The organism is Streptomyces sp. SM18 (genome assembly GCF_002910775.2).
GTDB lineage: Bacteria > Actinomycetota > Actinomycetes > Streptomycetales > Streptomycetaceae > Streptomyces > Streptomyces halstedii.
On record NZ_CP029342.1, the window covers coordinates 1,577,105 to 1,598,751 of the forward strand.

A 21,647-nucleotide genomic window follows, 5' to 3' on the forward strand; every position below is an offset into this window, starting at 1 on the left:
TGGGCGTTCACGGGGCCAGCGCGGACCCGAACGGCAGGTTCCGGACGACGGAGAAGACCAGCAGCAGCGCGCCGACGCCCCACCAGTAGCCGGGCGCGAGGCCGATGCGCGGGGGCGGGCCGCCGCGCGCGGCGCGGACCGTCCAGAGCAGCCACACGGCGGCGAACACCAGGTATCCGGCGACGGCCACGGCGTTGGCGCCGAGGGCCGTGACGAGGTCGCCGTGGGCGAAGGCGTGGGCGCTGCGCAGTCCGCCGCAGCCGGGGCAGAGCACACCGGTCAGCCGGAGCATGGGGCAGACCGGGTAGTGGCCGGGCTCGTTCGGGTCCACCGTGGCCACGTAGCCGAACGCCGCCACGACGGCCGCCATGACGCCGACGGGCGTGAGCAGGCGCCGGAGGCGGGAGGCCGGTACGGGGGCGGCGGGGAGGCCCGGGCCGCCCGGCCGCGGCGGGCCGTCCTCCACGGCGGCGGGCGTGTCCGGCGTACGGGGCGCGGGCTCCCGGGCGTCGGGCGCGGCCGCCTTCACGGCGGGGCCGTGTGCACGGCGCGCGGGGTCCGGGGCGGCGGGGGGAGGGGCTGAGGCGTCCACCCGGTGATTGTCCCCGCTGACGTGGAAAGGCGCAGCCCGCCCGGGGCTGCGCCTTGTGCGCGTCGTGTCGTACCGGCGCGGTCCTCGTGCCGTCAGGTCGTGATCTGGGCCTCGCCGGCCCGGGACCGGGCGCCGGCCATCTCGTCCGACTCCTTCGGCATGCCGAGGCCCGCGGTCTTCATGGCGAAACCGACGATCCCGCCGAGGAACACCACGCCGAGACCGGCCCAGAAACCGACCGGGTTCGCGGCGACCATGAAGACTCCGGCGACACAGAAGCCGATGAAGGAGATGATGACACCGGTCCAGGCGGCCGGGGTGTGTCCGTGGCTGCTGCCCGCCATGAGTTGCTCCTCGTTGGTGTTGCGCTGAAGGTATCGCTGTACAGAAAGCTCACCGCCATTGTCCCGTACGGGCCGGTAGGGCGTGAGGTGGGGGTCATACCTCGCGCGTCGGGTCCTCGCCGCGGTCGAGTGCCTTCCAGAGGTCCTCGGGGCGGTCGGGGTCCGGGGCGGTGCGGGGGGCCTTGCGGGGGCGCGGGGTCCCGTCGCGTTCGTACCGTCCCGACATGGCGGGCCAGTGACGGCCGTAGCGCAGGGCGAGCAGCCCGGCGAGCAGGATCAGCAGTCCACCCGCGGCGGTGAGGTAGGGCCAGGCGGTGTGGCTGAGGGCCTCGACGGTGGCGGCCGTGTTGCCCGTGGTCTGCGCGGCCTTCTCGTCCAGGGCGGCGCTGTCCGAGGCTCCGGCGAAGGCGCTCAGTCCGGCGCCGAGACCGCTGACGGCCAGGAGACCGGCCACCAGCAGACGGCCGGCGCCCCGGACGGCGAAGACGGCCACGAGGGCGGCGAGGCCGACCACGGCCAGGGCGGCGGGCAGGCCGGTGACGTCCCGGCCGTCGGCGCTCAGGGGCAGCGTGCCGCCGCCGACGGCCGCCCTCCCCTCGGCCCAGGTCCGGCCGGAGGCCAGGAGGACGACGGTGGCACCGGCCGCGCCGAGCAGCAGGCCCGCGGCCAGGCTGCGGCGGCTTCCGGCGCTGTCGGGCGCCGAGGCGGCTCGGGTACGGGGCTGGGGTACGGGGACGGCACTCACGTACTCCACTATCCCTCACGGCCTCCGCCGGAGCGGAGGCGGTTCGCCGTGTGCACCGCGCGCAGGACCGCCGCGGCCTTGTTGCGGCACTCGGTGTCCTCGGCGACGGGGTCGGAATCGGCGACGACACCGGCCCCGGCCTGGACGTATGCGGTGCCGTCGCGCAGCAGTGCGGTCCGGATGGCGATGGCGGTGTCGGAGTCCCCGGCGAAGTCGAGGTAGCCGACGCAGCCGCCGTAGAGCCCGCGGCGGGTGGGTTCGAGCTCCTCGATGATCTGGAGGGCGCGGGGCTTGGGGGCGCCGGAGAGGGTGCCGGCGGGGAAGCACGCGGTGAGCACGTCGAAGGCGCTGCGGCCTTCGGCGACGCGGCCGGTGACGGTGGAGACGATGTGCATCACGTGCGAGTACCGCTCGACCGACATGAAGTCGACGACCTCGACGCTGCCGGGCGCGCAGACGCGGCCCAGGTCGTTGCGGCCGAGGTCCACGAGCATCAGGTGCTCGGCGCGCTCCTTGGGGTCCGCGAGCAGTTCCTCGGCGAGCGCCTGGTCCTCCCGCGGGGTGGCGCCGCGGTGCCGGGTCCCGGCGATCGGGTGGACCATGGCCCGGCCGTCCTCGACCTTCACCAGCGCCTCGGGGCTGGAGCCGACGATGTCGAACCCGTCGAGCCGCAGGAGGTACATGTACGGCGAGGGGTTGGTGGCGCGCAGCACCCGGTAGACGTCCAGCGCGCTTGCCGTGCAGGGGGTCTCGAAGCGCTGGGAGGGCACCACCTGGAAGGCCTCGCCGGCCCGGATGCGCTCCTTGACGTCCTCGACGGCGTCCTGGTAGTCGGGGCCGCCCCACCGGGCGGTGTACGGGGGCAGCTCGGAAGGCGGCAGGGCGGCGGGGGCGTTCTCCACCGGCCGGGACAGGTCGCGCTCCATGGCGTCGAGCCGGGCGACGGCGTCCGCGTACGCCTCGTCCACGCCGGTGTCCGTGTCGTTGTGGTTGATCGCGTTGGCGATCAGCAGGACCGTGCCGTCCTGGTGGTCCAGGACGGCGAGGTCCGAGGTGAGCAGCATGGTCAGTTCGGGGAGCCCGAGGTCGTCGCCGCCGTGCTCGGTGATCTTCTCCAGCCTGCGGACGACGTCGTATCCGAGGTAGCCGACCATGCCCCCGGTGAAGGGCGGCAGCCCCGCGTCCGCGACGAGGTCGCGGGGGGTGTGGAAGGTCTCCACCGTGGCGCGCAGGGCGTGCAGCGGGTCCCCGTCGAGGGGGACGCCGACGGGCGGGGTGCCCAGCCAGTGGGCCTCGCCGTCGCGGACGGTGAGGGTGGCGGCGCTGCGGACCCCGATGAAGGAGTAGCGGGACCAGGTGCGGCCGTTCTCGGCGGATTCGAGGAGGAAGGTGCCGGTGCGCTCGTCCGCGAGCTTGCGGTAGAGCCCCACCGGGGTGTCGCCGTCCGCCAGGAGCCGGCGGCTGACGGGGATGACGCGCCGGTCGACGGCGAGCTTGCGGAAGGTCTCCAGATCCATGGCGGCAGACCTTACCGGGGCCCGGTGAGGGGGAGGACGTCCTCGTCGAAGCAGGTGCGGTCGCCGGTGTGGCAGGCGGCACCGGTCTGGTCGACCTTCACCAGGACGGTGTCGGCGTCGCAGTCCAGGGCGACGGACTTCACCGTCTGGGTGTGACCGGAGGTGTCGCCCTTGACCCAGTACTCCTGACGGCTGCGGGACCAGTAGGTGCAGCGGCCCGTGGTCAGGGTGCGGTGCAGCGCCTCGTCGTCCATCCAGCCGAGCATGAGCACCTCACCGGTGTCGTACTGCTGCGCGATGGCCGGTACCAGTCCGTCGGGGCCGCGCTTGAGGCGGGCGGCGACGGCCGGGTCGAGGCTGCTGGCGGGCGTGGGGCCGGGCGTGCTGGTCATGCGTCCATTGTGCCGCGCCCGGGAGTTCCCTCCGGGCGCGCGTCCACTGGGCGGACGGCGGCCCCCGGCCGTACGCTGGCGGGCATGTCGACCCATGCGAAGCGTGAACGTCTTCTGCTCGCCGACCTGTTGGAGGCGGCGGGCCCCGAGGCCCTGACCCTGTGCGACGGCTGGAAGACCCGGAACCTGGCGGCCCATGTCGTGGTGCGCGAGCGCCGGGCGGACGCGGCGGGCGGGATCCTGCTGGGCGCACTGAAGAACCGGCTGGAACGGGTGCAGGCCGAGTTCGCCGAGAAGCCGTACGAGGAACTGATCCAGCTCATCCGCACCGGCCCGCCGAGGATGTCGCCCTTCGGGCTGAAGCAGATCGACGAGGCGGCCAACACGGTGGAGTTCTACATCCACACGGAGGACGTGCGCCGGGCCCAGCCCGACTGGTCGCAGCGGGAGCTGGACCCGGTCTTCGCCGATGTGCTCTGGTCGCGTACGGAGAAGACGGCCCGGCTGATGGGGCGCCGTGCCCCGGTGGGCCTGGTGCTGCGCCGCCCGGACGGCCAGACGGCGGTGGCCCACAAGGGCACCCCGGTGGTGACGGTGACCGGGGAGCCGGGTGAACTGCTGCTGTTCGCGGCCGGCAGGCAGGACGCGGCACGGGTGGAACTGGACGGCGACAAGGACGCGCTGGCGCGGCTGCACACGGCGGAACTCGGGCTGTAGGCGCCGCGGGGCCCCCGGCCCGGTCGCCGGGCGCGGTACGGGCCCCCTTCGGGCGGCGGCCGGGACGGTGCACGGTCCCGGCCGCTCCCCCCGGGCCGTCAGCGCACCGGGTGACCGGCCTCCCGCAGCGCGCCCTTCACCTCGGAGATCCGCAGGTCACCGAAGTGGAAGACGGACGCGGCCAGGACCGCGTCGGCGCCCGCGGCCACGGCTGGCGCGAAGTCCTGGAGACGGCCGGCGCCACCGGAGGCGATGACGGGGACGGTGACGCGTGCCCGTACCGCCTCGATCATCTCGGTGTCGTAGCCGTCCTTGGTGCCGTCGGCGTCCATGGAGTTGAGCAGGATCTCCCCGGCGCCGAGCCCGGCGGCCCGGTGCGCCCACTCGACGGCGTCGATCCCGGTGCCCCGGCGCCCTCCGTGGGTGGTCACCTCGTAGACGCCCTCAGGGGTGCGGCGGGCGTCGACGGAGAGCACGAGGACCTGGCGCCCGAAGCGTTCGGCGATCTCCCGGATCAGCTCGGGGCGGACGACGGCCGCGGTGTTGACGCCGACCTTGTCGGCCCCGGCCCGCAGCAGTTTGTCCACGTCGTCCGAGGTGCGGACGCCGCCGCCGACGGTGAGCGGGATGAACACCTGCTCGGCGGTGCGCCGCACCACGTCGTAGGTGGTCTCGCGGTCGCCGCTGGACGCCGTGATGTCCAGGAAGGTCAGCTCGTCGGCGCCCTCGGCGTCGTACAGCTTGGCCATCTCGACGGGGTCGCCCGCGTCGCGCAGGTTCGTGAAGTTGACGCCCTTGACGACGCGTCCGCCGTCCACGTCCAGGCACGGGATGACCCGTACGGCCAGGCTCATCGTGTCTCTCCCCGGTAGGCCTCGACCTCGACCTCGACGACCAGGCCCGGGTCGACGAACCCGGACACGATGATCATGGAGGCGGCGGGGCGCACGTCGTCGAACTGCTCCTTGTGGGCGCGGCCCACCTCGTCCACGTCCCGGGCGTGCGTGAGGTACATCCGGGTGCGGACGACGTCCTCACGGCCGAGTCCGACCTGCTTCAGGGCGTCGAAGGCGAGCTGGAAGGAGGCGACGGCCTGCTCGTACGGGCCGCCCGCGGCGATCTCGCCGTCGACCACGGACGTACAGCCCGAGACGAGGACGAGTCCGTTCGGCAGCCGCACCGCGCGGGAGTAGCCGAACTTCTCCTCCCAGGGCCCGCCCGAGGAGACGCGGCGTACGGAGTCCGTCATCCGGAGACCGCCTTGAGGGCCTCTTCGAGGGTGAACGCCTTGGCGTACAGCGCCTTGCCGACGATCGCGCCCTCGACGCCCTGGGGGACGAGTGAGGAGATGGCGCGCAGGTCGTCGAGCGAGGAGACGCCGCCGGAGGCGACGACCGGCTTGTCGGTGGCGGCGCAGACGTCCCTCAGGAGCTCCAGGTTGGGGCCCTGGAGCGTGCCGTCCTTGGCGATGTCGGTGACGACGTAGCGGGCGCAGCCCTCGGAGTCGAGGCGGGCGAGCGTCTCGTAGAGGTCGCCGCCGTCGCGGGTCCAGCCCCGGCCGCGCAGGGTGGTGCCGCGCACGTCGAGGCCGACGGCGATCTTGTCGCCGTGCTCCGCGATGACCTTGGCGACCCACTCGGGGGTCTCCAGGGCGGCGGTGCCGAGGTTGACGCGCCGGCAGCCGGTGGCGAGGGCGGCGGCGAGCGAGGCGTCGTCGCGGATGCCGCCGGAGAGCTCGACCTTGATGTCCATGGCCCCGGCGACCTCCGCGATCAGCGCGCGGTTGTCGCCCGTCCCGAAGGCGGCGTCCAGGTCGACCAGGTGCAGCCACTCGGCACCGGCGTTCTGCCAGGCGAGGGCGGCCTCCAGCGGGGAGCCGTAGGAGGTCTCGGAGCCGGACTCACCGTGCACGAGGCGGACGGCCTGGCCGTCGCGGACGTCGACGGCGGGGAGCAGTTCAAGCTTCGGCATTACAGCGTCTCGATCCAGTTGGTCAGCAGCTGGGCGCCGGCGTCGCCGGACTTCTCGGGGTGGAACTGGGTGGCCCACAGCGCGCCGTTCTCCACGGCGGCCACGAACCGCTCTCCGTGTGTCGCCCAGGTGACCTTGGGGGCACGGATCTTGGCGTTGGTGACTTCGAGGGACCAGTCGTGCGCCGCGTAGGAGTGCACGAAGTAGTACCGGGCGTCGGCGTCGAGGCCCGCGAAGAGCTGGGAGCCCTCGGGGGCTTCGACGGTGTTCCAGCCCATGTGCGGGACGACGTCGGCCCGGAGGGGGCCGACGGTGCCGGGCCACTCGTCCAGGCCCTCCGTCTCGACGCCGTGCTCGACGCCGCGCTCGAAGAGGACCTGCATGCCGACGCAAATACCCATGACGGGGCGCCCTCCGGCCAGCCGGCGGCCGATGATCCATTCGCCGCGTGCCTTCTTCAGTCCCTCCATGCAGGCGGAGAAGGCGCCGACGCCGGGGACGAGGAGCCCGTCGGCGTTCATCGCGGTGTCGAAGTCGCGGGTGATCTCGACGTCCGCGCCGACCCGGGCCAGGGCCCGCTCGGCGGAACGGACGTTGCCGAAGCCGTAGTCGAGGACGACGACGGTCTTCTTCTTGTCGCTCACAGGTGTGGCCTCAGTCCCAGAGTCCCTGGATCCGCATGATGCCCGCCACGAGGCACATCACGGAGCCGATGGAGAGGAGCACGACGACGCCCTTGGGCATGCCCTGCTTCCAGAAGGAGTAGACGCCGCCGGCCAGGAAGAGGCCGACGACGATCAGCACGGTGTTCAGGCCGGTCACAGCGCGCCCTTCGTGGACGGGATGATGCCGGCCGCGCGCGGGTCGTGTTCGCTGGCGTAGCGCAGGGCACGGGCCAGCGCCTTGAACTGGCACTCCACGATGTGGTGGGCGTTGCGCCCGTACGGCACGTGGACGTGCAGGGCGATCTGCGCCTGGGCGACGAAGGACTCCAGGATGTGGCGGGTCATCGTCGTGTCGTACTCGCCGATCATCGGCGCCATCTTCTCCGGCTCGGTGTGCACCAGGTAGGGGCGGCCGGAGAGGTCGACGGCGACCTGGGCGAGCGACTCGTCCAGCGGGACGGTGCAGTTGCCGAAGCGGTAGATGCCGGTCTTGTCGCCGAGCGCCTGCTTGAAGGCACCGCCGAGTGCGAGGGCGGTGTCCTCGATGGTGTGGTGCGAGTCGATGTGCAGGTCGCCGTCGGTCTTGACCGTGAGGTCGAACAGCCCGTGCCGGCCGAGCTGGTCGAGCATGTGGTCGTAGAAGCCGACACCGGTCGCGACATCGACCTTGCCGGTGCCGTCGAGGTCGATCTCGACGAGTACGGAGGTCTCCTTGGTGGTCCGTTCCACCCTGCCTACGCGGCTCATGCGTCGTGCTCCTTCTTCAGTTCGCGCACCGCATCGAGGAACGCGTCGTTCTCTTCCGGGGTCCCCGCGGTCACCCGCAGCCACCCCGGTACGCCGTTGTCCCGGACCAGGACGCCCCGGTCGAGGATGTGCTGCCAGGCGGTGTGGCTGTCGGCGAAGCGGCCGAACTGGACGAAGTTGGCGTCCGAGTCGGTGACGTCGAAGCCGAGTGCCCGCAGTCGGTCCACCAGCCGGTCGCGCTCGCCCTTGAGGCGCTCGACGTACCCGAGCAGCGTATCGGTGTGCTCCAGGGCGGCGAGCGCGGTGGCCTGGGTGACGGAGGAGAGGTGGTACGGCAGCCGCACCAGCTGGACCGCGTCGACGACGGCCGGGTCGGCGGCGAAGTAGCCGAGGCGCAGTCCGGCGGCGCCGAACGCCTTGGACATGGTGCGCGAGAGCACCAGGTGGCGGCGGCCCTCGGTCAGCGGGAGCAGCGAGGGGCGGTGGCTGAACTCGCCGTAGGCCTCGTCCACGACGACCATCGACGGGCCCGCGGCCTGCGCGGCGTCGTACAGCTCCACGACGGTGTCCGCGTCCACGGCGGTACCGGTGGGGTTGTTGGGCGAGGTGATGAAGACCACGTCGGGGCGGTGCTCGGCGACGGCCTTCTTCGCCGCCTCGACGTCGATGGTGAAGTCCTCGTGGCGGGGCCCGGAGATCCAGCCGGTGCCGGTGCCGCGGGCGATGAGGGCGTGCATCGAGTACGAGGGTTCGAAGCCGATCGCGGTGCGGCCGGGGCCGCCGAAGGTCTGGAGGAGCTGCTGGAGGACCTCGTTGGAGCCGTTGGCGGCCCAGACGTGCTCCGGTCCGACCGGGCGCCCGGCGGTGCGGGTGAGGTAGCGGGCCAGCTCGGTGCGGAGCTGGACGGCGTCCCGGTCGGGGTAGCGGTTGAGGCCGCGGGCGGCCTCGCGGACCCGTTCGGCGATGCGGTCGACGAGCGCGTCGGGCAGCGGGAAGGGGTTCTCGTTGGTGTTGAGCCGGACCGGTACGTCGAGCTGGGGCGCCCCGTACGGGGACTGGCCGCGCAGTTCGTCGCGGATGGGCAGCTCGTCCCAGGGGTTGTCGTACGTCACCGCTGCGGCACCTTCCACCCGAACCTGGCCTTGATCGCGGCGCCGTGGGCGGGGAGGTCCTCCGCCTCGGCGAGGGCCACCACGTGGTGGGCGACGTCGGCGAGCGCGTCGCGGGTGTAGTCCACGACGTGGATGCCGCGCAGGAAGGACTGCACGGACAGGCCCGAGGAGTGGCAGGCGCAGCCGCCGGTGGGCAGGACGTGGTTGGAGCCGGCGCAGTAGTCGCCGAGGGAGACGGGCGCGTACGGGCCGACGAAGACCGCGCCGGCGTTGCGGACCCGGTCGGCGACGGCGGCGGCGTCGGCGGTCTGGATCTCCAGGTGCTCGGCGGCGTAGGCGTCCACGACCTTCAGGCCGTCCTCGACGCCGTCGACCAGGACGATCGCGGACTGGCGGCCGGCCAGGGCGGGTGCGATCCGGTCGGTGACGTGCTTGGACGCGGCGACCTGGGGGGCCAGCTCGGCCTCGGTGGCGGCGGCCAGCTCCTCGGAGTCGGTGACGAGCACGGCGGCGGCCATCGGGTCGTGCTCGGCCTGGCTGATCAGGTCGGCGGCGATGTGCACCGGGTCGGCGGTCGCGTCGGCGAGGATCGCGATCTCGGTGGGTCCGGCCTCGGCGTCGATGCCGACGCGGCCCTTGAGGAGGCGCTTGGCGGCGGCGACGTAGATGTTGCCGGGGCCGGTGACGAGGTCGGCGGGCGGGCACTCCTCGGTGCCGTACGCGAACATCGCGACGGCCTGGGCACCGCCGGCCGCGTACACCTCGTCCACGCCGAGCAGGGCGCAGGCGGCGAGGATGGTGGGGTGCGGGAGGCCGCCGAAGTCCTTCTGCGGCGGGGAGGCGACGGCGACGCCCTCGACCCCGGCCTCCTGGGCGGGGACGACGTTCATCACGACGGAGGAGGGGTAGACCGAGCGTCCGCCCGGGACGTACAGCCCGACACGGCCGACCGGCACCCACTTCTCGGTGACCGTGCCGCCGGGGACGACCTGGGTGGTGTGTGTGGTGCGGCGCTGGGCGCGGTGGACGAGGCGGGCGCGGTGGACCGACTCCTCCAGCGCCGCGCGCACGGCCGGGTCGAGCTCCGCCAGGGCGGCGGTGAGCGCGGCGGCCGGGACGCGCAGCGCCTCGACGCGGACGCCGTCGAACTTCTCTCCCCACTCGATCACTGCCGCGGAGCCTCGATGGCGTACGTCCTCGCAGATGGGCCGCACCGTCTCCAGGGCGGCTTCCACGTCGAACTCGGCACGGGGCAGCAGGTCGCGCAGGTCGCCGCCCTCGGGGAGGGCGGTGCCGCGCAGATCGATTCGAGAGATCACACGCCAATTCTCTCAGACCGCCCATGCCGCCCGGCCGCCCGTATCACTGGCTGATACATCTCCCGGGGGCCCTTGCTGACCAAGAGTGTTCAGTTCGTCACACAAAGGGAAGAACGGCTCTACGGGGCGCGGGAGGTTCCGCGCACGTGGAGGTGAGGCAGTGACCGAGCCGCACGACGGAGAGATCCCCAACGGCCTCAGCGCGGCTGAGCTGGGCATGTGGCAGTCCTTCCGGAACGGTACGACCTACGACCTGCGCGCGAACGACCCGGTGCGCGACGATCCGTTCACCCCGCACATCTGGGGCCCCGAGCGCAGTGTCGGCGCGCGCACGGTGGCCCGCCTGCTCCTGGACGGTCCGCCCGCGCGTCCGGGCCGGGTGGCCGCGCTCAAGCTCCGGGGCGTGCGGATCACCGGGAAGCTGGACCTGGCGGGCGGCAGGGTGGCGCCGTACGTGGAGCTGACGGGGTGCCGTTTCGAGCAGGAGGTCGTCCTGCCCGAGTGCCACTTCACGACCCTGCGGCTGGTGGGCTGCGCGGTGCCGAGGCTGGACGCCGCCCGGCTGCGCACCGAGGGTGACCTGCATCTGCCGCGCTGCCGGGTCGAGCGGGGCATCCGGCTGACGGACGCCCAGATCGGCACGGATCTGCTGCTCAACCAGCTGGTCGTGGGGCCCGACCGGCGGGGCCGCGCGTTCGTCGGGGACGGGATGTCGGTGGCGCAGGACCTCCAGGCCGAGATGGTCGAGGCCCGGGGCGAGCTGAGCCTGCGCGGGACCACCGTGGGCGGCTCGCTGAGTCTGCGCGGCAGCAGGCTGCGGGCCACGGACGGGCGGCGGGCGCTCAACGCCCCGCAGCTGACCGTGGAACGCACGCTGTACATGACCGAGGCCTGGGTGAGCGTGGAGACCGGGAACCAGGGCACCACTCCCCCGTACGGCATCGCCCACGGCGGGGGTCCGGTCCCCGGGACGCGCGCCCAGATCTTCGAGTGCCGGGGCGCGGTGCGGCTGGACGACGGGCGGTTCGGGGACGCGGTGGACCTCCACAAGGCCCGGTTCGTCCTGACCGGTCCGGAGGAGCTGTCGATGCGCCGGATCGTCACACCGGAGCTGCGCTTCAACGCGGAGCGCCCGGAGCAGGGACGGGTGGTGCTCAACGGGGCGCGGGTGGTGACGCTGATCGACGTCTCGACCAGCTGGCCGGGTCCGGGCGGGCTGGCCATGGGCGGTTTCGTGTACGAGAACCTCGTCCCGTACGGCCACTTCCCGCTCTCCCGCCGCCTGGAATGGGTACTGGCCGCGACCCCGGAGTACGTGCCGGAGCCGTACGAGCGCCTGGCGACCGTCCTGCGCAACTGCGGGGAGGACGCGGACGCCCGGGAGGTCCTGCTCGCCAAGCAGCGCCGCCGCCGCGAGACCCTGCCGGCGGCGGGCCGGGCCTGGGGCTACCTCCAGGACTGGGCGGTGGCGTACGGCTACCGGCCGGGGCGGGCGCTGGTGTGGATGGCGGTGCTGTGGGCGGCGGGCACGGTGGCGTTCTCCCACTACCACCCGGCGGCGATCAAGGGGGACGAGCATCCGCAGTGGAATCCCGCGCTGTACGCGCTGGACCTGCTGATCCCGGTGATCGATCTCGGTCAGGTCCCCTACTGGCGGGTGGAGGACGGCTGGCAGTGGACGGCGTCCGGGCTCGTCCTGGTGGGGTGGATACTGGCCACCACGGTGGCGGCGGGCGCCTCCCGGCTGCTGCGCCGGAGCTGACCGGGTCCCCCTGGCCTCCCTCCCGGGAGGGAGGCCACGGCCCTCGAAAGGCTGGTCGAGGCCCGGCCGGCAGACCGGGCCGGGGCGGCGCGAAGGTCGGATTCAAGCCAGCGGACGCCGCTTCCTTTGCCCTTTCTTGAATCTTTCCAGGGCAACCCTCGTACTCGCCACAGAAGCTTCACAGAGGCCCCCTGGCGCCGCCTCCACCAGCGCTTTTCAATGGTCTGCACCATGGCATTCCTCCGTGCACTGCTGAGCCGCGCGCGCACGTTCCGGTACGGGCCGGGGCTGGCGGCCGCGCTGCCGGCCGACGACGCCGTGCTGCTCGACGCCCCGGACGAGCGGCTCTCCCCCGCGCTCGTGGCGGCCGCCCTGGGGGACTTCGAACCCGCCGCCAAGCTGCTGGCCACCACCCGGGACGCGGCGGACTGGGAGGCCCGCGACCGTGGCCTGACCCGCCTGGTGGCGTTCGCCGACAGCCGCGAGGACTGGCTGACCCACTGGCTGGCGGCGGCCCCGGCCGACCCGGACGCCCTGCTCGTCAAGGCCGAACTGGCCGTCCGGCGGGCCTGGTCCTCGCCCGCCCACGCCGAACTCCTGCGCGAGGTCGGCCCGCTGATCACGGCCGCGGCGGAGGCCGATCCCCGGGACCCGGTGCCATGGCGGCTCGCGCTCGACCACGCCCGCGGCACGCACGCCTCGCACACCGTCTTCGAATCGCTGTGGGAGCAGGCCCTGCTCCGCTCCAGGCACCACTACGGCTGCCATGTGGCGGCGCTCCGGTACCTCTCCGCCGCCTGGTACGGCTCGCACCGCGAGTGCTTCGACTTCGCCGAGCGGGCGGCCGAGGACTCCGCCGCCGACTCCCTGGTGCAGGCGCTGCCCGTACGGGCGGCGTTCGCCCTGCTGAGCGACGCCGGTGCCGCCGGGCGGACCACGTCCGTGCAGGAGGACCGGATCGACGCGGCCGCGGACCTCGCGATCACCCTCTCGTCGGGCTTCCCCGCCGGGGACCCGTGGCCCGCCGAGGTCCGCAACCTGCTCGCCTGCGTGCTGGCGGCACGGGGGCGCACGCACGAGGCGCTGGAGCAGTTCCGGCTGATCGGGCCGTACGCCACCTCGTTCCCCTGGGCCTCGGTGGCCGACGACGCGCTGGGCGGATTCCTCGACACCAGGGCGTCGGTACGCCTGCGGGTGGCCTCTTCCACCCCCTTGCGCGGGCGGGCCGGACACGGCGAGCCGCGAGGCCATTACGCTTGAGCGTTGTGACCACCGCTCGACTGCCCCTCTTCCCGCTGAACGCGGTGCTGTTCCCCGGCCTCGTGCTGCCGCTCGACGTCTTCGAGGAGCGCTATCGCGCCATGATGCGCGAGCTCGCGGCGACCGACGAGGACGAGCCACGCCGCTTCGTGGTCGTCGCGATCCGCGAGGGCCGCCAGACGGCCCGTACGGGCAGGGGGATGCCGGACACCGCCCCCGCTCCGGACGCCGGCGAACGCGCCCCGGGCGACGGTTTCGGCCCCGACCCGGCCCAGGCCTTCCACCGGGTGGGGTGCGTCGCGGACGCGGCGAAGATCCGCGAGCGCGCCGACGGCAGCTTCGAGGTCCTGGCGACCGGCACCGTCCGGGTCCGGCTGCTCTCGGTGGACGCGAGCGGCCCGTATCTGACCGCCGAGGTGGAGGACCTCCCGGAGAACCCCGCCGCCGAGGGCGACGAGACCGGGCGGACATCGGCGGACGAGGAGGCGGCGGCCCTCTCCGAGGGCGTCCTGCGGGCCTTCCGCAGCTACCAGAAGCGGCTCGCCGGGGCCAGCGAGCGCTCCCTGACCACCGGCGCGGACCTGCCGGACGACCCGTCCGTGGTCTCGTACCTGGTGGCGGCGGCTGCCGTACTCGACGTGCCGACGAAGCAGCGGCTCCTCCAGGCGCCGGACACCGCGACGCGGCTGCGGGAGGAGCTGGCGCTCCTGCGCAAGGAGACGGCCGTCATCCGGCATCTCCCGTCGCTGCCGGCCATCGACCTGACCCGCGCCCCCACCCACCCCAACTGACCGAGGACCCCGGCCGTGGCGAAGAAGCCGAAGAAGCACCAGCAGCCCGGCGGCACCCCGGCGACGGTCGCGCTGACCGCGTCGGGCACCGCCTTCACGGTGCACTCCTACGACCACGACCCCTCGTCCCCGTCGTACGGCTCGTACGGCGAGGAGGCCGCCGAGGCGCTCGGTGTCTCCCCGGACCGGGTGTTCAAGACGCTGGTCGCCGACGTGGACGGCGAACTGGTCGTCGCGGTCGTCCCGGTGGCCGGTTCCCTGGACCTGAAGTCCCTGGCCTCCGCGGTGGGCGGCAAACGGGCCGCGATGGCGGACCCCGCGGCCGCGGAACGCACCACGGGATACGTCCGGGGCGGCATCTCCCCCCTCGGCCAGCGCAAACGCCTGCGCACGGTCCTGGACGCCTCGGCGGAGAAACACCCCACGATCTGCGTCTCGGCGGGCCGCCGCGGCCTGGAGGTCGAACTCACCCCCACCGCCCTGACCACCCTGACCCAGGCCACCCTGGCCCCGATCGGCCGCACGTGACCGGCGGCGCCCCTCCCGGCCGGTCCGGCGACTGAGGACCGGGGGCCAGGGCCGGACACACGTTCCGGAGGGCCCACTCCAGCCCGTCCGGCGCTTGAGAACCGGGACCCGGGGCGGAGCCCCCCACTCCAGCCCGTCCGGCGTTTGAGGACCGGGGCCCGGGGCGGAGCCCCGTTCCGGAGCCCCCACTCCAGCCCGTCCGGCGATTGAGGACCGGGGCCCGGGGCGGAGCCCCCCACTCCAGCCCGTCCGGCGATTGAGGACCGGGGCCCGGGGCGGAGCCCCGGTTACGGGAAGGGGCGGGTAGGGGACAAGCCCGCCGCAGGCGCCCCCCGCACCGCTAGGACCGCCGCGGCGGCCACCCCTCCGCCCCACCCTTCTCGCCCGCCCCGGACCCGGACCCGGACTCGGACCCGGACCCGGCCTCGGCCCCCGACCCGCCCAGGAACCCTGAACCGTGCCCGGACCCCGGCACCGCCCCCGGACCGGACCCGGCCCCCGACACCGCCCCGGCCCCGGAACCGGCCCCCCAGAACTCCTCCCAGTCCGGCTCAGGATCCCGCGGCCCCCACACCCACGTCAGCACCAGATGCGCGAGCATCGCCGCGATCGGCCAGGCCAGCACCGCGGCACCCACCGCGTGCAGCTCCAGCGGCGCGTCGAACGTCACGCCCTTGCCGGCCTGCTTGGCGTGGGCCACCACGTCCGACGTGGGCCCGAGCCACGTCCCGACCCGCCACGCGAGCAGCGAGCCGAGGAGTCCGCCCACGGCGAGACCCACCACGAGCGAGATGCCGCCGCGCCGGCGGAGCAGGAAGACGGCCACGGCCGAGAGCAGACCGAAGGCGAGGGCCAGCAGCACGAACGTGCCGTCCGCCCCGATCGCCTCCTCGCCCTCGCTGTTCTTGAGGAAGACGGCCGTGTCGTCGGAGACCAGGGGCACACGCGGCGCCAGCCACAGCCACAACAGGCCGAGCAGGAACCCGGTGACGGCGACCAGCACGGCCGTCGCGGCTCCCTGCGCCAGCTCCGCGCGGCGCTCCGCCGCCGTCGGCGGGGAGGCGGGGCCGCCGGGCGCGAGACGGGACCCGGAGGGCGGGGCCGCCCACGGGTCGTGGGGGTCGGGCTCATGCGGCGGAGTCAACGGTGCGGTCACTGTGACATGGTGCCAGGCCGCCCCGGCCCCCGCCTCACCGGACCGGCGCCACCCCCGGCACGGCGCCGGAAGCCCACCGCAGACACACCCCACTCAGCGCACCGCACGGCGCCGCACCGCACGGCGCCGCACCACCCGGCTCAGCGCACCGCGCCGCCCCACCCCCGCTCAGCGCACCGCGGCCCGCCGGTACGCCCACGTGGCCACCGCCAGCGACAGCACCCCCACCGCCGCGCACACCCCGAGGTCGAGGGCCACCACCGCCCAGTCCGGGTGGGCGTCGAACGACCGGGACAGCGCCTCCACCCCGTACGTCGAGGGCAGCAGGTCCCGGGCCCATCCCACCGGCCCCGGCAGCCGCTCGGCCGGCAGGACGCCCAGCAGCAGGGCTGCCGACATCCCCAGCTGGCCCAGCAGCGTCGCCAGCTCGGCCCGCGGCGCCAGCAGCCCCAGCGCCGCCCCCAGGCCGGACAGCGCGGCCCCGGACAGCGGGATGACGGCGACGAGCACCCAGAGGTGGGTCAGCGGCAGGCCGAACAGCACGCTGCCCGCCACCGCCGTGACCACCGTCCCGGGCACGGTGAAGGAGGCGTACGCGCCCGCCGCCCCCAGCACCACGGCGGCCGGCGGCACCGGCAGCGTGGCGTAGTGGTCGAGGCCGCCGCCCGCCCGGAGCTGGCCGAAGTACTGCGCGAGCAGGTTGAGCGCGACGAAGGCCACGACCAGCACGCTGGAGCCCGCGACGACGGCCCGTGCCTCGTTGCCGCCGTCCACGACCCCGCGCATCAGGACCATGATCCCGACGGACTGGAAGGTCGCGACGAACAGCAGGGGGATCCGGGCCACCCGTGCCCGGGAGAGCTGCGCCCGGTAGACCGCCGCCAGTGACGGCAGCAGCCTGGCGCGGGGGGCGAGGGGCGCGGGCGCGGTGGCGGAGGAGGGACCCGGCCGCCCGGAGGTCCGGGCCGGGCCGGACGCCTTCCGCGCGGCCTCCGCGGAAACGATGCTCGTCACCTGGCGCTGCTCCCCTTCGACTTCGGACACTTCGTGTTCACGCCTTCACCAGTCCTCCGGCGGTCCCCGCCGCCCGTGCCGCGTCCCCGCCGAGCGCCAGGTAGACGTCCTCCAGGCTGGGTGTGGCCAGCGTGAAGTCGTCCAGCGAGGAGAACGCCGCCCCGCCGGTCACCGCCGCGACCGCCGCCCGCGCCTCGTCCGGCCCGAGCCGCAGCACCCAGCGGCGCCCCGACTCGCGGGCCGACGCGCGGAGCGCCGCCACCTCCGGCACGTCCAGCGGCGCCCGCTCGCGCCACACCAGCTCGACCCGGACCTCTCCCGCCACCCGCTCCTTGAGCCCGGTGGGGGTGTCGCAGGCGATGACCTTGCCGCGCTCCATGACCGCGACCCGGTCGAGCACGGTCTCGGCCTCGATCACATTGTGGGTGACGAGCAGGACCGTCGTACCGTGTTCGGCCCGGCGCCGGTCGACGGCGGACCAGACGGCACGCCGGGCGACCGGGTCCATCCCGGTCGTCGGTTCGTCCAGGACCAGGAGAGGCCGTTCCCCGACCAGCGTGGCGGCGAAGCAGGCGAGCCGCCGCTGGCCGCCGGACAGCTTCTTCAGGGGGCGTCCGGCCAGCTCCGTGAGGCCCAGCTCCTCCAGCACCGCGTCGCGGGCGGCCCGCGCCTCACCGGCCGGCAGCCCGCGCAGCCGCCCGGTAGTCTCGGCGGCGAGGGACACGGTCAGTTCGTCGAGCGCGGTGGACTCCTGCCCGAGGTAGCCGAGGAGCCGGGAGGCCCGCTCGGGGTGGCGCACGAGGTCGTGCCCCAGCACCTCGACACTGCCGGAGTCGGGCCGCATCAGACCGGTGAGCTGCCGTACGAGCGTGGACTTCCCGGCGCCGTTGGGTCCGAGCAGCCCGAAGATCTCACCGCGCCGGACGTCGATGCTGATCCCGTCGGTGGCACGCACCTCGGGAGTGGCGACACGACCGCGCCGGCCACGGACGCCGGGATAGGTCTTGACCAGATCACGCACCGCGCACACGGTCCCGGTCCCCGCCTGTGCCTGTGCTGTGCCCGTACTCACGAGGTACTACCCTACAGGCCGTCTTTTGGCGTCCGTAGGCGTCCAGGGTTTACGTGTCTTCCCAGGTCAGCACCACATTTTCCCTACAGTCCCCGACATTCCGCGAGAGCGGCGTGAGAGGACGTGAGACGGCGAAGCCCCGGCCGAGTGAGGTTCACCGGCCGAGCTTCACCCATCCCTGGGTCAGCTCCGCTCCCCGTCCTCCGGCTCGTCACCGCCGGGAGCGGCGTCCAAGGCTTCACCGGCTGTGGCGGGGTCGTGGGTGGTCCTGACCTGTAGCCACCCGTCCGTACCGAACATCTCGATCAACCGCGACAGGTGGGCTCGGGCCATGCTGCGGCCGGGCATCTCCGCGGTGGTCACCCTCGCTCCTCCAGGTCCGCCCACACGTGCTTGCCCCACGGCAGCGGGTCGGTACCCCAGTCCGCCGCCAGCTTCTCCACGAGCGCGAGGCCACGCCCGCCCTCGTCCTCGGGGCCCGAGTCCCTACGTACGGGGTATCGCTGGGAGAAGTCCAGGACGGCAACACGTACCCGGTCCTCTGCGGGCCGATCGATCGTGATCCGGATGGATTCCCGCCGAGCGTGCCGCACGGCGTTCGCCACCAGCTCGGTGACGATGAGGGCCCCGTCGTCGGCCAGCTCCTCCAGGCCCCAGACGGATAAGGCGACGCGGACCAGACGGCGCGCGGTGGCGGCGCTTCCCGGCTCGCGCGGCAGGGTCTCGGTGTACCCGGGGTGCCCGGTCGGGCGTGGAGAGGCGGCCATGCTCACCGGACACCCTCCCCCTGCCTGTGCCCCCGGCCCGGGGCTCTGCGAGGCGGGGGCGGGCAGACGGCGCGGCGTACGAAAGGGGTCATGGTCTCAACCGTGACGGCACCGCTCCGCCGGTTCAATGACAGTCTGGCGGGCCGTCAGCCCGAAGTGTCAAAGGTGTAGTTCAGAGCGGTAGACCCACCAGGTCGGCAAGTTGACGCGTCTCGGTGGTGAGGGTGCGCCGACGGGTGATCGTGTCGGCCAACGTGTCCCGGGCGTAGGGCTGCTCCGCGATCCACTCCGGGGCCTCGGCCGCGACCTCCCCCAGCACGTCGAGCGCGCGGCCGTGCTGACGCGTCATGGTGTACGCCTTCGCCACATCGAGCCGGTGACGGTGGTACTCGGACCCGGTGCCGCCCTTCAGTCGGGGGGCGATCTCCAGCACCTCGTCCGGCCGGTCGGTCACGACGCCCTGTTCGGCGGCCTTGTACGCCACCGTGGACGGCCCCCAGGTGGCGATCCGTACGTCGCCGTGGCGGAGCGGTCCCGTGGCGACAGCCGCCGACCGGGCAAGGCGCAGCATGTCGGCGGCCTCCCCTCCCCGGTTGTCCCGGAGGGCCGCCGCGTGCCCCTGGATCAGCAGCCACCCCCACGCGGCGATCTCTTCGGCGGTCGCCCGGGACATGCGGGGCTCGGCGTCGTCGGCCCACTTCACCGCCATGGCGCGGGCGGCGTCGAAGCGTCCCTGACGCACCAGCAGCCACGTCCAGGTGGTGACGACGCTGGCGGCCCGCAGGCGGTCCGGGGCTTCGTCCAGGGCCCGGCGCAGCGCGGTCTCGGCGGCGGAGAACTGCCGGGCCCCGGTCAGGGTCGATCCGGCGATCTGGAGCAGTTGAGCGCGGGCCGCCCGTGCGGCCGGGGTGTCTCCGAGGGCTTCGGCGTCTCGCAGCAGCGGCACCAGGAGGTCCACGGCCTCCCGCATCCGCTTGCCGAAGTGGGCCGCCCTGACGGCTTCCAGACCGTCCTGGACTCCCCGGGTCGTCGGTTCCTCGTCGGGCTGCTCGGCGGGGCGCTCCACGGCACGCTGAAGGGCTTGCCACGGCTCGGGCGCGGGGTGGGGCTCGGCGGGCGCACGCTCCACCAGCGTTGTGGTGGGCACCCGGAGGGCGGCGGCCAGCTTCCGGGCGGTCTCCATGCGGGTATCGGCCACCACGCCTTGTTCCAGCTTCGTGATCAGCGAGTGGCTGACCTTCGACGCTTTCGCCAGTTCACGCTGCGAGAGGCCGCGCCGCTTGCGGATCTCCCGCAGTCGGTCCCCGAGGCCGTGTTCGTCGGACATGGGCCCTCCTTCGGTGCTCCCTCCCGACGATACCCAGGCCGCATGGCCCCCGTACGGGGTCCGCCGCCCCGTACCGCCTCCGGGTCCGGCGGGCACCGTCACGCCCGGGGCCGTGCTACTCGCCCGCGGGGGCGTGTTCGGCGGCCGCCGTCACGTCGATCTCGCGCCAGAATCCCGCCCGGATGGCATAGCGGTCGTGCTCGTCGATCTGGTCGTCCTTGTGCGCGAGCAGCCCGAACCGGGCCGCGTAGCGCAGGAGTTCGCCGTCGATGCGGTGCGGGATGCGGGGGTACATGGTGGACAGCCGCTGGAGGTGGACCGCTTCCGGGAGGCGTTCCATCCAGCGCCGGGCGAAGACCTGGCCCACCTCGAAGGGGTCGCCGCCGACGGTGGTGATGTCCTCCTCCCGGTCCGCCCAGCGCTGTTCGGCGCTGGTGAGCTGCGCCAGGGTGGGCAGGGACGCGGTCTCGGACGGTTCGCCGAGCGGTCCGCCGCGCTCCACCCATCCCTTGTCGGACGACCAGCGCAGGGTGGCGTTGCCGGCGGGCTGCTGCTGTACGGCGGAGGGGGCGGCGCGGTCCACGGGCGCGCGCAGGGCGGCGAGGTCCTTGGGGGTGGGGACGCCCTTGGGGCCGGGGGCGGGCTGCGGGGGCGCGGTGGTGCGGGCGGCCGGTTCCACGGTGCCGTTGCGGGCGGCGGCCTGCGCCTCGGACGCCCGTTCGACCGAGGCGGCGAGCGCGGCCTCGGGCAGCGGGGCGGAGAGGATCGCGGCGATCTCCGGGCGCGGGACGGGCGCGGGCGCGCAGACGGCCCCGGTGTCCTTGGCGCGTACCGCCTGGGTGATCCACGCCCGGTCAAGCACCCGCCGTTCGTCGGCCTCGGCGACCAGGTCCTCGGACTGGTTGTAGTCGCCGTCGGCGGCCTGGACCGCCCAGAGGTGAACGGCCACCCCGTGTTCCTTGGCGGACATCAGTCCGGGCAGCAGATCGCCGTCGCCGGTCACCAGCACCACGTCGGAGCAGGCGCGGTTCCTGGCCAGTTCGGTGAGTTCGGCGTGCATCGCCGCGTCGACGCCCTTCTGCGCCCACCGTCCGTCACTGCGGGTGAGGGCTCCGAGCCGGACGGTGACCCGGGGCATCACGCGCAGCCGCCGGTGTTCGGGCTGCGGTACGCGGTCGGGGGCGCCGTCGAACCAGTAGATGCGGAGGAGGGGTTGTTCCGTGTCGGCCTCGGCGCGCAGCCGCAGGCCCCGGATCAGGGCGGCGTGATCGACGGTGATGCGGGACCGGGCGGGCTCCCCGGCCAGCAGGCTGGCGGCTGCGCCCAGCAGATAGCCGGCGTCCACCAGGACGACGCAACGGTCCACGCGTTCCACCCTCTTCCAGGAATTCGGGAACGGATCAGCGGACCTGGTCGTGGGGGGTGGGTCCGCTTGTTCGGGGTTCGCTTACTCAGGGTTTCCTTCGAGTCTGCCCGACGGAACGGGCGTTAACGTCCGGAACTCGATCATCGGCGTGGCGGATCGGGAAAATGGCGCATGATACAACCCGAATCACACTGAGTGATGATCCAACATGCGGCTTATCGGGTGCTATGTGAATCTGACAGCGGTCCTGGCCCGCACGATTCCGCACAGGAGGCACCACCGATGGCCAAGAACAAGAACCGTAAGCAGGGCAGTCGGCATGATCGCGTGTCCACCGCCGAGCGCGGCAACGAGGACGCCAAGTCCACCTCGTTCGAGGCGCGGGCGCAGGACAGGGCGCAGACCCAGGACACCTCTTCGGACGTCTCCCGCAAGCACCAGCGCCGCTTCGGCCACAACTGACCCGTCCCGCCCGCACGAGAG

At 73.6% G+C, this 21,647-nt stretch carries 26 protein-coding genes; 6 read left to right on the top strand and 20 right to left on the bottom strand.

From position 1 onward, the window contains the following. Window positions 1-7: 7 nt before the first annotated feature. The 5 genes from B9S64_RS06965 to hisI all read right to left on the bottom strand — a co-directional run bounded on the left by B9S64_RS06965 (window position 8) and on the right by hisI (window position 3,590). On the bottom strand, window positions 8-592 hold the full coding sequence (locus B9S64_RS06965; RefSeq protein WP_109491996.1) for a DUF2752 domain-containing protein: 585 nt from the start codon (window positions 590-592) through the stop codon (window positions 8-10). Window positions 593-684: 92 nt separating this feature from the next. Further along, the gene (locus tag B9S64_RS06970) at window positions 685-936 is read right to left on the bottom strand and encodes an HGxxPAAW family protein (RefSeq protein WP_103489714.1); all 252 of its coding nucleotides are present in this window, start codon (window positions 934-936) and stop codon (window positions 685-687) included. A 94-nt stretch (window positions 937-1,030) separates the two neighbouring features. After that, window positions 1,031-1,690 (bottom strand): TIGR02234 family membrane protein, encoded by a 660-nt coding sequence (locus B9S64_RS06975; protein ID WP_103505300.1) that lies wholly within the window; start codon window positions 1,688-1,690, stop codon window positions 1,031-1,033. Continuing rightward, on the bottom strand, window positions 1,690-3,198 hold the full coding sequence (locus B9S64_RS06980; RefSeq protein WP_103489379.1) for an anthranilate synthase component I: 1,509 nt from the start codon (window positions 3,196-3,198) through the stop codon (window positions 1,690-1,692). The genes B9S64_RS06975 and B9S64_RS06980 overlap by 1 nt, the downstream gene beginning before the upstream one ends. A gap of 11 nt (window positions 3,199-3,209) precedes the next feature. Then, the gene (gene hisI, locus B9S64_RS06985) at window positions 3,210-3,590 is read right to left on the bottom strand and encodes a phosphoribosyl-AMP cyclohydrolase (protein ID WP_103489378.1); all 381 of its coding nucleotides are present in this window, start codon (window positions 3,588-3,590) and stop codon (window positions 3,210-3,212) included. Between the two features lie 84 nt (window positions 3,591-3,674). On the opposite strand from hisI, the gene B9S64_RS06990 reads away from it, so the two are divergent. After that, entirely contained in the window at window positions 3,675-4,307 is a 633-nt protein-coding gene (locus B9S64_RS06990; protein ID WP_103489377.1) for a TIGR03085 family metal-binding protein, read from the top strand. 98 nt (window positions 4,308-4,405) lie between these two features. On the opposite strand, the gene hisF is transcribed toward B9S64_RS06990, so the two are convergent. From hisF to hisD, 8 genes are read right to left on the bottom strand one after another with little or no spacing between them, the layout of a single operon-like run. Then, window positions 4,406-5,161 carry an imidazole glycerol phosphate synthase subunit HisF gene (gene hisF / locus B9S64_RS06995; protein ID WP_103489376.1) on the bottom strand — a complete coding sequence of 252 codons (756 nt, stop codon included), beginning with the start codon at window positions 5,159-5,161 and terminating at the stop codon, window positions 4,406-4,408. Continuing rightward, window positions 5,158-5,556 (bottom strand): RidA family protein, encoded by a 399-nt coding sequence (locus B9S64_RS07000; protein ID WP_103489375.1) that lies wholly within the window; start codon window positions 5,554-5,556, stop codon window positions 5,158-5,160. Before B9S64_RS07000 ends, hisF begins: the two co-directional genes overlap by 4 nt. Next, entirely contained in the window at window positions 5,553-6,278 is a 726-nt protein-coding gene (priA, locus tag B9S64_RS07005) for a bifunctional 1-(5-phosphoribosyl)-5-((5-phosphoribosylamino)methylideneamino)imidazole-4-carboxamide isomerase/phosphoribosylanthranilate isomerase PriA (RefSeq protein ID WP_103489374.1), read from the bottom strand. The genes B9S64_RS07000 and priA overlap by 4 nt, the downstream gene beginning before the upstream one ends. After that, entirely contained in the window at window positions 6,278-6,922 is a 645-nt protein-coding gene (gene hisH / locus B9S64_RS07010) for an imidazole glycerol phosphate synthase subunit HisH (RefSeq protein ID WP_103489373.1), read from the bottom strand. Before hisH ends, priA begins: the two co-directional genes overlap by 1 nt. A gap of 10 nt (window positions 6,923-6,932) precedes the next feature. After that, window positions 6,933-7,100: a hypothetical protein gene (locus tag B9S64_RS34350; protein ID WP_181012156.1), complete on the bottom strand. Its 168-nt coding sequence runs from the start codon at window positions 7,098-7,100 to the stop codon at window positions 6,933-6,935. Further along, window positions 7,097-7,690, bottom strand: a complete 594-nt coding sequence (gene hisB, locus B9S64_RS07015) for an imidazoleglycerol-phosphate dehydratase HisB (protein ID WP_103489372.1) — start codon at window positions 7,688-7,690, stop codon at window positions 7,097-7,099. Before hisB ends, B9S64_RS34350 begins: the two co-directional genes overlap by 4 nt. Beyond that, window positions 7,687-8,802 carry a histidinol-phosphate transaminase gene (locus B9S64_RS07020; RefSeq protein WP_103489371.1) on the bottom strand — a complete coding sequence of 372 codons (1,116 nt, stop codon included), beginning with the start codon at window positions 8,800-8,802 and terminating at the stop codon, window positions 7,687-7,689. The genes hisB and B9S64_RS07020 overlap by 4 nt, the downstream gene beginning before the upstream one ends. After that, entirely contained in the window at window positions 8,799-10,121 is a 1,323-nt protein-coding gene (gene hisD / locus B9S64_RS07025) for a histidinol dehydrogenase (RefSeq protein ID WP_103489370.1), read from the bottom strand. Before hisD ends, B9S64_RS07020 begins: the two co-directional genes overlap by 4 nt. Window positions 10,122-10,281: 160 nt before the next feature. Here hisD and B9S64_RS07030 point away from each other — a divergent pair, with 160 nt between their 5' ends. The 4 genes from B9S64_RS07030 to ybaK all read left to right on the top strand — a co-directional run bounded on the left by B9S64_RS07030 (window position 10,282) and on the right by ybaK (window position 14,462). Then, entirely contained in the window at window positions 10,282-11,883 is a 1,602-nt protein-coding gene (locus tag B9S64_RS07030) for an oxidoreductase (protein ID WP_103489369.1), read from the top strand. Window positions 11,884-12,102: 219 nt separating this feature from the next. Next, window positions 12,103-13,143, top strand: a complete 1,041-nt coding sequence (locus tag B9S64_RS07035) for a hypothetical protein (protein ID WP_103489368.1) — start codon at window positions 12,103-12,105, stop codon at window positions 13,141-13,143. 5 nt (window positions 13,144-13,148) lie between these two features. Then, on the top strand, window positions 13,149-13,934 hold the full coding sequence (locus B9S64_RS07040) for an LON peptidase substrate-binding domain-containing protein (protein ID WP_103489367.1): 786 nt from the start codon (window positions 13,149-13,151) through the stop codon (window positions 13,932-13,934). A gap of 15 nt (window positions 13,935-13,949) precedes the next feature. Further along, the gene (ybaK, locus tag B9S64_RS07045) at window positions 13,950-14,462 is read left to right on the top strand and encodes a Cys-tRNA(Pro) deacylase (protein ID WP_103489366.1); all 513 of its coding nucleotides are present in this window, start codon (window positions 13,950-13,952) and stop codon (window positions 14,460-14,462) included. Window positions 14,463-14,802: 340 nt separating this feature from the next. Here ybaK and B9S64_RS07050 read toward each other — a convergent pair whose 3' ends face one another. The 7 genes from B9S64_RS07050 to B9S64_RS07080 form a co-directional block, all read right to left on the bottom strand. Next, the gene (locus B9S64_RS07050; protein ID WP_109491997.1) at window positions 14,803-15,618 is read right to left on the bottom strand and encodes an ABC transporter permease; all 816 of its coding nucleotides are present in this window, start codon (window positions 15,616-15,618) and stop codon (window positions 14,803-14,805) included. Between the two features lie 168 nt (window positions 15,619-15,786). Next, the gene (locus B9S64_RS07055; protein WP_028440206.1) at window positions 15,787-16,632 is read right to left on the bottom strand and encodes an ABC transporter permease; all 846 of its coding nucleotides are present in this window, start codon (window positions 16,630-16,632) and stop codon (window positions 15,787-15,789) included. Between the two features lie 37 nt (window positions 16,633-16,669). Then, window positions 16,670-17,662, bottom strand: coding sequence for an ABC transporter ATP-binding protein (locus B9S64_RS07060; protein WP_103493131.1), 993 nt, complete (start codon window positions 17,660-17,662; stop codon window positions 16,670-16,672). A gap of 225 nt (window positions 17,663-17,887) precedes the next feature. Next, complete coding sequence (locus tag B9S64_RS07065) at window positions 17,888-18,067, bottom strand: hypothetical protein (protein WP_103493130.1); 180 nt, start codon at window positions 18,065-18,067, stop codon at window positions 17,888-17,890. Continuing rightward, complete coding sequence (locus tag B9S64_RS07070) at window positions 18,064-18,471, bottom strand: ATP-binding protein (protein WP_103493132.1); 408 nt, start codon at window positions 18,469-18,471, stop codon at window positions 18,064-18,066. The genes B9S64_RS07065 and B9S64_RS07070 overlap by 4 nt, the downstream gene beginning before the upstream one ends. A 172-nt stretch (window positions 18,472-18,643) precedes the next feature. Beyond that, the gene (locus B9S64_RS07075) at window positions 18,644-19,798 is read right to left on the bottom strand and encodes a helix-turn-helix domain-containing protein (RefSeq protein ID WP_103493129.1); all 1,155 of its coding nucleotides are present in this window, start codon (window positions 19,796-19,798) and stop codon (window positions 18,644-18,646) included. 115 nt (window positions 19,799-19,913) lie between these two features. Beyond that, window positions 19,914-21,173: an NYN domain-containing protein gene (locus B9S64_RS07080; RefSeq protein ID WP_103505047.1), complete on the bottom strand. Its 1,260-nt coding sequence runs from the start codon at window positions 21,171-21,173 to the stop codon at window positions 19,914-19,916. A gap of 273 nt (window positions 21,174-21,446) precedes the next feature. Between B9S64_RS07080 and B9S64_RS07085 the strand changes: the two genes are divergently transcribed. Next, window positions 21,447-21,626, top strand: coding sequence for a hypothetical protein (locus B9S64_RS07085; RefSeq protein WP_103489641.1), 180 nt, complete (start codon window positions 21,447-21,449; stop codon window positions 21,624-21,626). The last annotated feature ends 21 nt before the right edge of the window (window positions 21,627-21,647 follow it).